This window comes from Agrobacterium sp. 10T429 (assembly GCF_056393925.1).
The window spans coordinates 159,664-173,295 of record NZ_JBFTGV010000009.1 but is presented as its reverse complement, the minus strand read 5'-3'; the positions used below and the strand labels follow the sequence as shown (position 1 = coordinate 173,295).

The 13,632-nt window shown below is 58.0% G+C and carries 16 protein-coding genes; 11 read left to right on the top strand and 5 right to left on the bottom strand.

The window, feature by feature from the left end; genetic code table 11:
* Positions 1–13: 13 nt before the first annotated feature.
* Positions 14–595 carry a thymidine kinase gene (locus tag AC1DCP_RS19835; RefSeq protein WP_003513599.1) on the bottom strand — a complete coding sequence of 194 codons (582 nt, stop codon included), beginning with the start codon at positions 593–595 and terminating at the stop codon, positions 14–16.
* A gap of 236 nt (positions 596–831) precedes the next feature.
* On the opposite strand from AC1DCP_RS19835, the gene AC1DCP_RS19830 reads away from it, so the two are divergent.
* The 4 genes from AC1DCP_RS19830 to AC1DCP_RS19815 all read left to right on the top strand — a co-directional run bounded on the left by AC1DCP_RS19830 (position 832) and on the right by AC1DCP_RS19815 (position 4,819).
* A complete protein-coding gene (locus AC1DCP_RS19830; RefSeq protein ID WP_065687133.1) occupies positions 832–1,785 on the top strand; it encodes a choline ABC transporter substrate-binding protein in 954 nt (317 codons plus the stop codon).
* Positions 1,786–2,078: 293 nt separating this feature from the next.
* Positions 2,079–2,930 (top strand): choline ABC transporter permease subunit, encoded by an 852-nt coding sequence (gene choW, locus AC1DCP_RS19825; protein WP_003513593.1) that lies wholly within the window; start codon positions 2,079–2,081, stop codon positions 2,928–2,930.
* Complete coding sequence (gene choV, locus AC1DCP_RS19820) at positions 2,927–3,973, top strand: choline ABC transporter ATP-binding protein (protein WP_003513591.1); 1,047 nt, start codon at positions 2,927–2,929, stop codon at positions 3,971–3,973. The genes choW and choV overlap by 4 nt, the downstream gene beginning before the upstream one ends.
* A 522-nt stretch (positions 3,974–4,495) precedes the next feature.
* Positions 4,496–4,819, top strand: a complete 324-nt coding sequence (locus tag AC1DCP_RS19815) for an ArsR/SmtB family transcription factor (protein ID WP_003513586.1) — start codon at positions 4,496–4,498, stop codon at positions 4,817–4,819.
* Between the two features lie 120 nt (positions 4,820–4,939).
* On the opposite strand, the gene AC1DCP_RS19810 is transcribed toward AC1DCP_RS19815, so the two are convergent.
* A complete protein-coding gene (locus AC1DCP_RS19810; RefSeq protein WP_003513584.1) occupies positions 4,940–6,115 on the bottom strand; it encodes a DUF3095 domain-containing protein in 1,176 nt (391 codons plus the stop codon).
* Positions 6,116–6,402: 287 nt separating this feature from the next.
* Between AC1DCP_RS19810 and AC1DCP_RS19805 the strand changes: the two genes are divergently transcribed.
* The 4 genes from AC1DCP_RS19805 to queF all read left to right on the top strand — a co-directional run bounded on the left by AC1DCP_RS19805 (position 6,403) and on the right by queF (position 9,548).
* Positions 6,403–7,509, top strand: coding sequence for a branched-chain amino acid ABC transporter substrate-binding protein (locus AC1DCP_RS19805; RefSeq protein WP_065662206.1), 1,107 nt, complete (start codon positions 6,403–6,405; stop codon positions 7,507–7,509).
* A gap of 69 nt (positions 7,510–7,578) precedes the next feature.
* The gene (locus tag AC1DCP_RS19800) at positions 7,579–8,007 is read left to right on the top strand and encodes a glyoxalase superfamily protein (protein ID WP_013636628.1); all 429 of its coding nucleotides are present in this window, start codon (positions 7,579–7,581) and stop codon (positions 8,005–8,007) included.
* 156 nt (positions 8,008–8,163) lie between these two features.
* The gene (locus tag AC1DCP_RS19795) at positions 8,164–9,066 is read left to right on the top strand and encodes a cation diffusion facilitator family transporter (protein WP_003513576.1); all 903 of its coding nucleotides are present in this window, start codon (positions 8,164–8,166) and stop codon (positions 9,064–9,066) included.
* 17 nt (positions 9,067–9,083) lie between these two features.
* Positions 9,084–9,548, top strand: a complete 465-nt coding sequence (gene queF / locus AC1DCP_RS19790) for a preQ(1) synthase (RefSeq protein ID WP_013636627.1) — start codon at positions 9,084–9,086, stop codon at positions 9,546–9,548.
* A gap of 25 nt (positions 9,549–9,573) precedes the next feature.
* On the opposite strand, the gene AC1DCP_RS19785 is transcribed toward queF, so the two are convergent.
* On the bottom strand, positions 9,574–10,329 hold the full coding sequence (locus tag AC1DCP_RS19785) for a DUF2076 domain-containing protein (protein WP_065659138.1): 756 nt from the start codon (positions 10,327–10,329) through the stop codon (positions 9,574–9,576).
* A gap of 100 nt (positions 10,330–10,429) precedes the next feature.
* The gene (locus AC1DCP_RS19780; RefSeq protein WP_476774579.1) at positions 10,430–11,020 is read right to left on the bottom strand and encodes a HupE/UreJ family protein; all 591 of its coding nucleotides are present in this window, start codon (positions 11,018–11,020) and stop codon (positions 10,430–10,432) included.
* A gap of 233 nt (positions 11,021–11,253) precedes the next feature.
* Between AC1DCP_RS19780 and AC1DCP_RS19775 the strand changes: the two genes are divergently transcribed.
* A complete protein-coding gene (locus tag AC1DCP_RS19775; RefSeq protein ID WP_003513567.1) occupies positions 11,254–11,835 on the top strand; it encodes an ATP-dependent Clp protease proteolytic subunit in 582 nt (193 codons plus the stop codon).
* A 116-nt stretch (positions 11,836–11,951) separates the two neighbouring features.
* On the opposite strand, the gene AC1DCP_RS19770 is transcribed toward AC1DCP_RS19775, so the two are convergent.
* Positions 11,952–12,200 carry a pentapeptide MXKDX repeat protein gene (locus AC1DCP_RS19770; protein WP_065687135.1) on the bottom strand — a complete coding sequence of 83 codons (249 nt, stop codon included), beginning with the start codon at positions 12,198–12,200 and terminating at the stop codon, positions 11,952–11,954.
* 218 nt (positions 12,201–12,418) lie between these two features.
* Here AC1DCP_RS19770 and AC1DCP_RS19765 point away from each other — a divergent pair, with 218 nt between their 5' ends.
* Positions 12,419–12,934: a sigma-70 family RNA polymerase sigma factor gene (locus AC1DCP_RS19765; RefSeq protein WP_003513560.1), complete on the top strand. Its 516-nt coding sequence runs from the start codon at positions 12,419–12,421 to the stop codon at positions 12,932–12,934.
* Positions 12,931–13,575, top strand: coding sequence for an NrsF family protein (locus AC1DCP_RS19760; RefSeq protein WP_065687136.1), 645 nt, complete (start codon positions 12,931–12,933; stop codon positions 13,573–13,575). Before AC1DCP_RS19765 ends, AC1DCP_RS19760 begins: the two co-directional genes overlap by 4 nt.
* Positions 13,576–13,632 lie beyond the last annotated feature (57 nt).

Genomic DNA, 13,632 nt, shown 5'->3' with positions numbered 1-13,632 from the left:
CGGCCGCAGACGGTCAGTCGCCCTTGACCGTTTCGACCCAGTGGCGGCGGCAGAAGGAGACGTATTTTTCGTTGCCGCCGACATCGATCTGCGCGCCTTCCTTGACCACATTTCCTTCATTGTCGAAACGGGCGACCATCGTCGCCTTGCGGCCGCAATGGCAGATGGTGCGGATTTCGCGAAGCTCGTCGGCAATGGCGAGCAGTTCCCTGGAGGCTGGGAAAAGCTTGCCCTGAAAATCCGTGCGCAGGCCGTAGGCCATCACCGGAATGTTCAACCGGTCGGCAATACCGGCAAGCTGCCAGACATGGTGTTCGGACAGGAAGTTGGCTTCATCGATGAAAACGCAGGCAACGGGCGCTTCGGCATGCAGGGCCTCCACTTCGGAGAAGATATCGGTGTTTGCGTCGAAGGTCCGTGCGTCGGACGACAGGCCGATGCGCGACGCGACCCGGCCGAAGCCGGCCCGGTCGTCAAAGGCGGCCGTGAAAATCAACGTGCGCATGCCGCGCTCGTGATAATTATAGGATGCCTGCAACAACATGGTCGACTTGCCGGCGTTCATCGCCGCATAATTGAAATAGAGTTTTGCCATCGTCCACTCCCTGTACACCTTCGCGTCTTTTGACGGCGAAGGGCCGGGTTGAAAAGTGCCGCAACGGGAAAAACACAGATTTCCGCATGCCGCAGCTATCCGTATCGCGGACTAAAAAGCCGGAGATTTTCATCGTCGTGTCGCAAACGGCGGGCCAAAGCACGCAAATGCACGCGAGTTGATTGTGTCCGGCAGATATTGATAATGGCAAGGGAACGAAAAAAAGGGAGCAAGCGATGTTTGCAAATAGAAGTCGCTGTCTGGCTTTGGCCGCAGCAATCTCCGTCATAACGTTCAATGCGGCCGGCGCTGCGGAGCCGGCAAGTTGTGGCAAGGTTCGTTTTTCCGATGTGGGCTGGACCGACATCACTGCCACCACAGCGACTGCCACGGTGCTGCTGAAGAGCCTCGGTTATGAAACCGACGTCAAGCTTCTCTCGGTGCCCGTTACCTATACATCCCTGAAAAACAAGGACATCGACGTGTTCCTCGGCAACTGGATGCCGACCATGGAAGGCGATATCGCGCCTTACCGCGACGACAAGTCGGTTGAAACGCTGCGTGAAAACCTGACCGGCGCCAAATACACGCTCGCGACCAATGCCAAGGGTGCTGAACTCGGCATCAAGGATTTCAAGGATATCGCGGCCCATAGCGGCGATCTCGGCGGCAAGATCTACGGCATCGAGCCCGGCAATGACGGCAACCGCCTGATCCTCGACATGGTCGCCAAGGACACCTTCGGGCTGAAGAGTTTCGAGGTGGTCGAATCCTCCGAACAGGGCATGCTGTCGCAGGTTGCCCGCGCGGGGAAATCCGGCGAACCGATCGTGTTCCTCGGCTGGGAACCGCATCCCATGAATACGAATTTCAAGCTGACCTATCTGACCGGCGGTGACGAGGTTTTCGGCCCCAATCTCGGCGGTGCGACGATCTACACCAATGTCCGCAAGGGTTACACCGAGGAATGCCCGAATGTTGGCGTCTTTCTCAAGAACCTGGAATTCTCCCTGCCCATGGAAAACGAGATCATGGGCAAGATCCTGAATGATGGCCTCGAGGGCGAAGCGGCGGCGACTGCCTGGCTGAAGGCCAACCCGGCCGCGATCGAACCCTGGCTTGCCAACGTCAAGACCAAGGATGGCAGCGCTGACGCCTTGCCCGCCGTCAAGAAGGCCTTGGGCCTCTAGGTTGCAGACAACGCATGTATCCGGCCTAACCTTTTAAACAGGCCGGATACTGCAGGAAATTACGATGTCCTTTGCATGATCTCGGTCCGCGAATTTTTCTCGCATCCGGGGTCACGCGCGATCCCGGTGTCCGGCAATGCTGTTGCCGGCCGTCGTTTCTGCATTAGCGGCATTTCCGGTGAAACGGGATCACCTTCAATGCCTGTTCTTCTTATTTTTTTGCAATTCCGGGCCCAAAACCGTTACGCATTTTTACTGGAATTGCTCTGGTTCACGAAAGGTCTTGTCTTACCGTGGAATGGCTCAGCGCTCCTGAAAACCGCCTGCCCGTCGGCCGATATGCCAAGGAGGCCATTGACTGGCTGACCGGCAATCTCGCTTTTTTCTTCGATTGGCTTTCTTTCATTTTCCAAAGCGTCATTAACGCCCTGCTTTACGTTTTGCAGGCGCCGCATCCGCTGGTCATCGTCGCGATTGTGACGGCTCTTTCAGCCTGGACGAGGCGGTCGGTCGGTATGCCGGTCTTTACGGCGCTTGGTCTGCTGTTCATCATCAATCTCGGGTACTGGAAGGCGACGACGGAAACGCTGGCGCTCGTTCTTGCCTCCAGCGCGGTCTGCATGATCATCGGCATACCGCTTGGAATACTGGCGGCGCGGCGCAAATGGATCTATGCCGGCATGCGCCCGGTGCTGGATTTGATGCAGACCATTCCGACCTTCGTCTATCTCATTCCGGCGCTAGTGCTGTTCGGCCTCGGCATGGTTCCCGGGCTTATCGCCACCGTCATCTTCGCAATTCCCGCGCCCGTGCGACTGACCCGTCTCGGCATCGTTTCGACGCCGCCGGCGCTGGTGGAAGCGGCCATCGCCTTCGGTGCCACGCCATCGCAGGTTCTGCGCAAGGTAGAGCTTCCCTTCGCTGCGCCGCAGATCATGGCGGGCCTTACCCAGACGATCATGCTTTCGCTTTCGATGGTGGTCATTTCCGCCCTCGTCGGCGCCAACGGCCTGGGGGTGCCGGTGGTACGCGCATTGAACACAGTCAACATCGCCATGGGCTTCGAAGCTGGGTTGTGCATCGTCATATTGGCGATCGTTCTCGACCGACTTTTCCGCCTTCCCGGCACGGAGCATGATCTATGAGTGATGCAATCATCTTCGGAAATGTCGATATCGTCTTCGGCGACCGGCCCGAGGCGGCGCTGGCGCTGATCGACAAGGGCAGCACGCGTGACGAGATCAACGAGCAGACCGGACTGGTCCTCGGCGTTGCGAATGCCTCGCTTTCGGTAAATGAGGGCGAGATACTCGTGCTCATGGGGCTTTCGGGCTCCGGTAAATCGACGCTGCTCAGGGCCGTTAACGGCCTTGCGCCTGTGGTGCGCGGCAATGTCAGCGTGAAGACGGCGTCCGGTTTTGTCGATCCCTATCGGGCGACGGCGAAGGCGCTGCGCGATCTGCGCATGCATACGGTTTCGATGGTCTTCCAGCAATTCGGCCTGCTGCCCTGGCGAAACGTTGCCGACAATGTCGGTTTCGGGCTGGAGCTTTCCGGGACGCCGGAAGCCGAGCGCAAGCGCATGGTGGCCGAGCAGCTTGAGCTGGTGAACCTGTCCGCCTGGGCTGACCGCAAGGTGGGGGAGCTTTCCGGCGGCATGCAGCAGCGCGTGGGGCTGGCGCGCGCCTTCGCAACCGGAGCGCCCATTCTCCTGATGGACGAGCCGTTCTCGGCGCTCGACCCGCTCATCAGAAGCCGCCTTCAGGACGAACTTCTGGAGTTCCAGAGCCGGTTGAAGAAAACCATCCTCTTCGTCAGTCACGATCTGGACGAGGCATTCCGCATCGGCAACCGCATCGCCATGATGGAGGGCGGGCGTATCATCCAGTGCGGCACGCCGCAGCAGATCGTCAAGCAACCGGCTACGCAATATGTCGCGGATTTCGTGCAGAACATGAACCCGATTTCCATGTTGACCGCCGCGGACGTGATGAAGCCAGGCGTGGACGAACAAAACGGCCGGTTGAACGTGGCCGCCACCGCCCGTCCGACATCGCCGCTGATCGATATCCTCGATGCGCTCTCGAAACATTCCGGCGCGATCGGTGTTGTCGATAATGGCGCAATTATAGGCACGATTTCCGCAGACGAAATTGTGACAGGCCTCACTCGCCACCGCAAGAAATGAGAAACACTCGCATTGGTCGAGAAAACGAAAGGCCTTCCTAACCGGAAGGCCTTTTTGTATTACCTAATGCTGGTATAAAGAAAAAGAATACCCAAGACATTATAAGTTATGCATTAAAATAATTACGAATAAAAAGCATATTGCAAACTTTGAGAAAATTGCGCAAAGTAAAACTAGATTCTGTACCTCCTTGCTAAATTTAAGGTGGTGTAAGGTAGTGGTCACGAAGCCAGACATTGGAAGACAAGATTTGTGTGCTCAATTTTTGATTGTTTTTTGCTCCAAATACTACTGAGAATGTAGCAGTTTGTTGCTAAAATGACGAAAAACAGGCGAAAGTCTGAAAATTTGATCAAGATGTCCAGGTAAATGATCAATGAAGAATAGTCTTGGAGGGGGACACGATATAAGCAAGATTTAGGTATATACAACGTATCGACTGAATTATAAAAAACACCTTTTGGACCACCTATAATAGCCACCATGACGGTCTTTCCGACTGTCATCAGGAGACTTGAGCGTATGGATAACCAATCTCTGTCGGAACATAGCATCGCCGCTGCAGACTTGCTCTCAGCGATGGCAAATCCCAAGCGCCTGATGATCTTGTGCACGCTGGTGGATACGGAAGTGCCGGTCGGTGTTCTCGCCTCCCAAGTTGGTCTCAGCCAGTCCGCGCTCTCGCAACATCTTTCGAAATTGCGTGCCCAGCGGCTGGTGAAAACAAGACGGGATGCTCAGACCATCTATTATTCCAGCAATTCCGAATCCGTCAAAAAAATCCTCGCTTCCCTCGAGGAGATTTATTGCCAGGTGCAGAAGAGCAGCAAGACTGCTGCCGCTTGATCTAACGGCCATCCCACGGCCCGGCGGTGCCATTCCGTTGAAACCGGCGCATGACGCCGGTTTTTTCTTTTTTTTGGCGTCTGGCTCGCATGTAATGCGGTGAAAAGTCGCCCGCCCCACTCACGGCGAAGACGCAGCCTGTATCTGTTGCTTTAGCCGGCTTGCCGCAGCCGCATATCCACCGTCGGCACCGTCGACGAAATGCATATGGTCCTTCGAAAGCGGGGAGGGCACGATACAGGTCATCAATGCGGCGTCCTGCTCGTGCAGGCCGAAATAGCAGGTGCCGGAGAGGCGCCCCAGCTCCAGCCGCGCACGGATCTTTTCGAGCCTCTCGGCGTCGATATCAACCGTCATTTTCAGGCCATCGTCGAATTTCCGGAAATCGGTGTTGCTGGCAACCGAGCGCCGATAGCGATCCGCATTAAACCGTCCGAGCGACAATCCCGTCATGCCTAGGAAATTCACGAGGAAGCTCTCACCGAGAATGCGGAGCGAACGGCGCACCTTGCCCCAGCTATCGTGATAGGCCGCACCTGCCCTGGCTTCCAGACCGAGGCCTTCCCGCACGAAGCCCAGTTTCGGCCCATCCTCCGGCACGGGGTGGCCTTGTCTTGCGTCCTGCGTGGCCAGATCGACGAGATCGATGACCAGCTGGCGGAATGCCGGCATATCCAGTGAGGGTCCCGGCATGGCGATGATCGACACTACCTTGCCATGGGTCGCCGGAATGGGGTTCCAGCGGCATGAAAGGCCGGTCAGGTCCGGCCGACCGCCTGTCGCAACCGTAGGCAGGGCATATTGCCCCTCCTTCATCCGCGCCTCGGCCCAGCTGTTGCCGCCGCCCGAAAACATGGCGTAGGAAACATCCTCGCTTGCCTGAAAGCGCGCGACGCGCACATCGAAGCCGTTGTTGCGTATGTCCTCCACCGGAACAAGCGCCACACGCATCGAAAGATCGAGATCGTCCTTCACCCAGCGCTGCACGTTCGAAAGGGCGGTGCGCGCAAGGGATATCCCGTTCGGTGGCACCGCAACGGCGGCTCCATCGCCACCGAACACGAAGGGCAGGTCGTGACGCCCGAGGCTGTTCGATATGCCTGAGATGACCGCAGCGCCCGCCATGTTGACGGACTTATATCTGCCGGTGCCGATCGCCCCTGTCGAATCGATGATATCGGCAATGGCCAGCGCCCATCCCGGCGGCAGGGCGCGATAAAGCGCCGGGTCGGCCACGTCCTCGAAATGTCGGAAGACGGGCAGACCCGTCAGAAATTCGTCATCTGCTGTTATCATGCCGCCATTATCCTCCTGCGGCGACCAAACGCCAAGCGTTTACGCCGTTGCTCTCGCCCGTTTCGATGACACGATCGAGGCTGGCCTGACGATAGATTTACCGCGAATAGACCTTATCCAACAAAGGTGACTTGCATAAGCCATCAAACCTTCCGTATGAGTTGAAATGAAGGCTCGGAATTCAAAAATGGAACGGGTTTTCGCCGGGAGGCGTCCGCGAAGTTTCATTCGGTCGGCGCCCAAGGCGCTCATCGGGGCTGAGACCCCATTTCCAAGGAGACACCAGGATGAAACTGAAGACATTGACCAGCGTGACGCTTGCTGCGTCCTTCGCATTCGCACCGCTTGCCCATGCCGAAATCGTCATCGGCCTGATTGCGCCGCTTACCGGTCCCGTCGCCGCCTATGGCGACCAGGTCAAGAACGGCGCCCAGACGGCAGTCAATGAAATCAACAAGAAGGGCGGCATTCTCGGAGAGCAGGTCGTTCTGAAGCTTGCAGACGATGGCGGCGAGCCGAAGCAGGGTGTGTCGGCCGCAAACCAGCTGGTTGCCGAAGGCATCCATTTCGTCGTCGGTCCGGTCACGTCAGGCGTTGCCATTCCGGCATCGGACGTGTTTGCTGAAAACGGTGTCCTGATGATTACCCCCACGGCGACCTCGCCGGGCCTGACGAACCGTGGCCTTGCCAATGTTTTCCGCACTTGCGGTCGGGACGACCAGCAGGCAGAAGTTGCGGCGAAATACGTTCTTGCCAAGCTTAAGGACAAGAAGGTCGCCATCATTCACGACAAGGGCGCTTACGGTAAGGGTCTGGCGGATGCCTTCAAGACCACGCTGAATGCCGGTGGCGTTACCGAAGTTCTCTATGACGCGCTGACACCAGGCGAAAAGGATCTCGGCGCGCTGACGGCCCGCCTCAAGTCTGAAAATGTCGATATCGTTTATTTCGGCGGTTACCATCCGGAGGCCGGTCTTCTGGTGCGTCAGTTGAACGATATCGGCGCCAAGGCTGCCGTCATCGGCGGTGACGGCCTGTCTAACAGCGAGTTCTGGAACATCGGTGCCAAGGCTGGTGAAGGCACGATCTTCACCAACGCCTCCGACGCCCTGAAGAACGAAGATTCCAAGGCTGCTGCCGAAGCTCTAAAGGCCGCCAACATTCCTGCGGAAGCCTTTACCCTTAACGCTTACGCTGCCGTCGAAGTGCTGAAGGCCGGCATCGAGAAGGCTGGAAGCGCAAAGGATTCCGAAGCGGTAATCACGGCTCTGAAGAGCGGTGACGCTTTCGCCACGGCGATCGGCAAGGTCACCTATGGCGAGAGTGGCGACCTGTCATCGCAGGCTTTCTCGCTCTACAAGTGGCAGGACGGCAAGATCGTCGCAGCCGAATAAGGATCAGGCGTACCGGCCGCATCCGTTGCGGCCGGTACCATCTCCGTTGCGTGACTAGGGGCAAGCAGAATGGGCAGTGACGTGGACGCCCGGGATGCAAGCGCGGCGGGTGGGGAAAACCTTCCTCACATTGGCTTTGCGCGGATATTCCCGATTCTCAGAATTTTCGATGAGGCCAAGGCGCGGGAATTCTATGTTGATTTTCTCGGTTTCAAGGTCGACTGGGAACACCGCTTCGGCGAAAACTTCCCGCTCTACATGCAGGTTTCGCGGGCTGGAATGGGGCTTCACCTCAGCGGCCATCATGGCGACGCGACGCCGGGCTCCAATATCTTCGCCACCATGCACGGCGTGCATGCCTTCCAAAAAGAGCTGGCGGGCAAAGACTACCGCTTCCTGAAGCCTGGTGTCGAGGAATTGCCCTGGGGCGATGTCATGGAAGTCATCGATCCATTCGGCAACCGTATCCGTTTCTGTGAGCAGAAAAGCGAGGGGTGACGTCTTCGACGTGACCTCATGGGTCTTGACCTCGGCTGCGGTTTGAACGATAGGAAGCGCAAATAACGAACCGCGTGCACGGAGACCCCGTGCGCGCGGTTCGTGCGTTTTGGCGGTCAGTTCTGCAATTCGTTCGCATCCGCACGGGGGCAAAAAATGAACACTGAAGGCAATGCACTGGTAAGGAAGCTCGCATTCTGGGGCATTCCACTTTCTTTCGGCGTGCTTGGCCTCAAGCTCGTGGCTTGGTGGGTCACAGGGTCGGTAGCGCTGCTGTCGGACGGTCTGGAATCGACCGTCAACGTTGTTGCGGCCTTCATTGCCTATTTCGTCATCCGTTATGCGCAGAAGCCCGCAGATGACGATCACCAGTTCGGCCATCACAAGGCGGAATATATCTCGGCTGTCGTCGAGGGCGTGCTGATCGTCGTCGCCGCACTTCTGATCGTGCAGGAAGCCTGGGGTGGTCTCTTCAACCCGAAGCTGCCGGAAGCGCCGGTTCTCGGTCTTGCCATCAACGCGTCAGCGGGCGTCATCAACGCCGTCTGGGCGACAATCCTCATCCGCGTCGGCCGGAAATACGCTTCACCAGCCCTCAAGGCTGATGGTCATCATATCATGTCGGATGTCGTAACGTCGGCAGGCGTGCTGGTCGGCCTGGTTCTGGCGCTTCTGACGGGTTACGCCATTCTCGATCCGCTGCTCGCCATTCTGGTGGCCATCAACATCCTGTTCCAGGGATCGAAGGTCATTTTGCATTCGCTCGGCGGGTTGATGGACCGGGCGGTGGAACCGGAAGAAGACGAGGCGATCAAGAAGGCGATCGCCGAAAATTCCGTCGGCATCATCGGCGTGCATGATCTTAGAACCCGCCGCGCCGGTTCGGCCGCCTTCATCGATTTCCACGTCGTTGTTCCCGCCCCGATGACGGTGCGGGAGGCGCATGATATTTGCGACCGCCTTGAAGATGCCATAAGGGAAGTCATACCGGGTGCCAGCCTTGCCATTCACGTCGAGCCGGAAGGCGAAAAGGCGCATGGCGTCAAAGTGATCGTTTGAATAAGCAGGAGTTTTCCATGTCCGTGACGGATGTTTCCAGCCTGTCGCAGCTGGGCGCGAAGGTCGATACGCCCGAGAGCCCGGAAAAGGCCATTCTCGAAAAGGTGCCGAACGGCAATGCCGGTACCGATTACGTGGTGCGGTTCACAGCACCCGAATTCACCTCGCTTTGCCCTATGACCGGACAGCCGGATTTCGCCCATATCGTCATCGACTATATTGCCGGTGATTTTCTGGTGGAATCGAAGTCGCTGAAGCTGTTCCTGCAATCCTTCCGCAACCACGGCGCATTTCACGAGGATTGCTCGGTCTATATCGCCAGGCGGCTGGTGGAGCTGTTGCAGCCGAAATGGCTGCGCATCGGCGCTTACTGGTATCCGCGCGGCGGTATTCCGATTGACGTTTTCTGGCAGACCGGACCGGTGCCTGAGGGCGTGTGGTTGCCGGATCAGGGTGTGCCGACCTATCGCGGCCGCGGCTGATCCGGCTTTTCACGGTTGAAAACGTTCAGGCGAACGACCCGTCGTCGCCTTGATCGAAATCGTCATCGGCGCTGTCGTCGTAGTCGGCCTGCTGGACATCGTTACTATTGTCCGGCTGGGAGGAACTGTCGCCGTAGTAGTTGTTGATGACGGTTTCTTCGACCGGTGCGTTGTTGCCCAGCGGATTGCCGCCGCCGAATGGCGAGCCAATGCCGAGCGACGATGCGTGGTTGCCGAAAATACCGCTCAGCGAATTGGCGAGCAGCATGCCGCCGGCAACACCTGCAGCAGCGCCGAGCGCACCTTGCAGGAAACCGCCGCCGGAGCGTCCGGCTGCTGCGGGTTGCTGGCTCCAGAGGCCACCGGGCTGCTGATCAGGTGCGCGGCCGGCTGGTGAGCCCCAGGGACCGGCTGTCTGGCCTGCGGTATCGTTGCGCCATGATGTCTGGGGCGGTGGAGAAACGGGCGCCGGAGCAGGTGATTGCTGTTGGCCGGTGCCGAAGATCGAACTCAGAAAACCACCCTGTGCGGCTGCTTGCGGGGCCGCATTACCGCTTTCCAGCGCATGGATGCGGTCTTCGAGCTGTTGGATGTGTGCTGCTGCCGCTTCCAGACCCTTTTCCTGAACAATCACCGCCTGGGCGAGATAATAGGGGGCTGCGGGCTGATCGCGCACGGCATCTGCGATCAATATTTCCGCCTCGCGGTCGCGCGGAGTGGCGGATGCGGCTTTTGTCCTGTCGAACAGGGCCTTGAGAAGTTGGCTTTCTTCCGGTGACATATGATGCCTCCTTACCGTGAAGCGGAAATCAACGATAAGGAGGTAGGTCCAAATTCAGGCTTTTCAAAGCGGCCGAAACTTTAAATTTCGGTAATGATCGTCACCCGCCGAAGGCAAGCGAAAGGCCCGCTATCGCCGTCAGTGCGCCGGCGGTACGGCTTGCGGCCGAGCCGAAACGGGCAGTGCGCAGGCCAAGCACGATGCCTGCGAGATGCAGGATCGCGGTTGCTATCATGAAACCGATGCCGAATTGCAGGGCGCCGGCGCTCCCGAGTTCACCGCCATGGGCATGGCCGTGGAAAAGGGCAAAAGCGCCGACCACGGCCGCAGCGGCTGCCGTCGGCAGCTTTGCCGCAATCGTGACCAGCAGGCCGAGGCCGATGACGGAGGCCAGGATGGCCGGTTCGACAAACGGAAGGCCGATGCCATAAACGGCCATCAGGAAACCAATGGCCATGGTGCCGACGAAGGCGGCAGGCACGATCCACAGCGCCTTGCGGTCATTCTGCGCCATGGCGATCTGCGATGCCCAGAGACCGACGGCAACCATTGCCAGAATATGATCCGCACCGAAGAAGGGGTGGGAGACGCCAGCCATGAAGGAGCCGTGTTCTTCCGGGTTCAAATGGGCGAAAGCGGGCAGGGCGGTGGTGCCGAGCGCTGCGGCAGCAAGGCTTAGTCTTTTCAGCATGATTCCCTCTTTTGATTATCGCCGCCAGCAAGGGGATCTTGGGGTTCCCGCAATCGGCGGCACTGCAATGAGGACCTGACGATACCGCGAACCCGGAGAGGCTGTCCATGCGTCATCTGCCGGGGGCGATGTTTATTGTTGGGGCGCAAACCTTGCCTTTTTTGCTCATTGCCTTACGTAACAAGTCGCACTATGTCCGAAGGGCATGCATGAATTACGCTGGAGAGCCGCTGATGAACGAAGACGAAGACGACAAGAGCAAGGAACTGCCGATCGGCAAGGAAACGGAAGCGAATCTTTTCAAGTCGCGTTCGATCTTCATCTATGGTGGCATCACGCAGGAACTGGCGCAGAAGGTCTGCACGCAGCTCGTGGCACTTGCCGCCGCCAGCGACGACGACATTCGCGTTTACGTCAATTCGCCGGGCGGCCATGTCGAATCGGGTGATTCGATCCATGACATGATCAAGTTCATCAAGCCGAAGGTTTATATCATCGGTACGGGCTGGGTCGCTTCCGCTGGCGCGCTGATCTATGTTTCGGTGCCGAAGGAACGTCGCCTTTGCCTGCCGAACACCCGCTTCCTGCTGCACCAGCCCTCCGGCGGCACGCGCGGCATGGCATCCGACATCGAAATCCAGGCCCGCGAAATCATCAAGATGAACCAGCGCCTGATCAAGATCTTCGCCAAGGCCACCGGCCAGAGCGAAGAAAAGATCGCCAAGGACATCGATCGCGATTACTGGCTCGGCGCTGAAGAAGCCAAGGGCTACGGCCTCGTCGGCAAGATCGTCGAGAGCCAGTCGGAAGTTTAAGGTTTTGATTTTTAGTTGAGAGAGCCCGTGCCGGTGGAAACCGGCACGGGCTTTTTTCATTCAGGCCGGACGATACGTGCCGCTCCCGGTCATGTGCATTGAATGTTCGGCCGGCATCACTTCATCGTGTTGCAGGCCTTCATCATGTCGGCTTTTTTCATCTTGTTCATTTCCATGTCAGCCTTGTGCACGCAGTCCTTTTTGGATGCCATGGACATGTCGCTTTTTTTCATCGTCTGCGTCTTCATGGTGTCGTTGTGCATTTTCGTCATATCGGTTTTCATGCCGTCGGCATGGGCGATGCCTGCGAAAGAAAGAACAGACAGCATGGAAGCGGTGGCGATGGCGGTAAAAATGCGGGTCATGAAAAATCTCCTCTGGACGTCATTAAATGTCCGCCGGCGTTGCACCGGGGCTCACGATTGTCCATTCGGTGGGGGCCCGTGTGTCGTTACACGCTCACGCGTTTGTGACATCATATTCGGGCGAGATTCTTTTCACGCCATTATGTAACAATATCCCGCCGATTGCGAATAACCCGATAGTGACGATGACAGGCAGCCTTTCGGAAGAGACATTAAAAATGCTGATGCTGCGTTCCCTCGATGGGGACGAGGGCGCTTACAGGCATTTGCTCCATGCCCTACGCAGGCTGCTGACAGCCTATTTCGACCGGCGCATGAGGGCCGCTTCACGGGGGGATGTGGAAGATCTCGTTCAGGAAACCCTGTTGTCGCTTCACGCCAAACGCGAGACCTATGATCGAGCAAGGCCTTTTACCGCCTGGTTCTTTTCGATAGCGCGCTACAAACTCATCGATCACTACAGGGGCAGGGGTGCGCGCCAGCTTTCGGAAGTGGAACTTGATGAGACGCTGGAAGCGGGATCGTCCGTCGATCAGGTCACGGCGCGCATGGATGTGGAACGGTTGCTCGACGAGTTGCCGCAGCGGCAACGCGACCTCATTCGCAGGGTGAAACTCGAGGGTCAGTCAATCGCCGAAGCGGCCCAAAAATCCGGCCAGACCGAGCTTGCGGCGAGGGTCGGCATTCACAGGACGCTTAAAATGCTGGCGGCAAAGTTGCGAGGCGAAACGTGAGGAAGACGGAACACATCATTGAACAACTGGCAAGCGGCCTCAAGCCCGTGCCTGCCTTGTCACTGGAGCGCCGGCTGGCGCTGGCCGTCCTGCCCGGCCTTGGCGTTTCGCTGTTGCTGATGCTTGCAATTCTCGGGCCGCGGGTCGACATGCACGACGCCTTGACCGAGCTGGGTTTCTGGATCAAGTCCGCTTATAACGCCCTGCTGGCCCTGACTGCGTTTTTCGCGGTCGGCCGCCTTACCCGCCCCGAGGGGAACAGCGGCTGCCTTTTCGTTTGGCTTGCGCTAATTTTCGTTGTGATGGCGGCGATAGCGCTCGTACAGCTGGGGTTTGCCTTTCCGGACAATTACAGGACGCTTGTTCTGGGGTCGTCCGCGCTGCATTGCCCGTTTTTGATCGTCGCTTTCGCGCTTCCGGTATTCCTGGCGAATTTTTCAGTTCTCAAACGCTCAGCCCCGGCTGATCCAGCCCTGGCAGGTTTTGTGGCGGGCATTGCGGCGGGTGCAGCCGGAGCCTGGGTTTATTCCTGGTTCTGCACCGAAAACGGCATGGCTTTCGTGCTGATCTGGTATTCACTTGGCATTTTCATCACCGGCCTGATCGGCGCTTTTGCCGGTTCGCGTTTTCTGCGCTGGTAAAAGGCGTACCTGTTCAGCCTGCGGGCATCTTGCCAGCGGTTGGGTTTTTTGATCTTC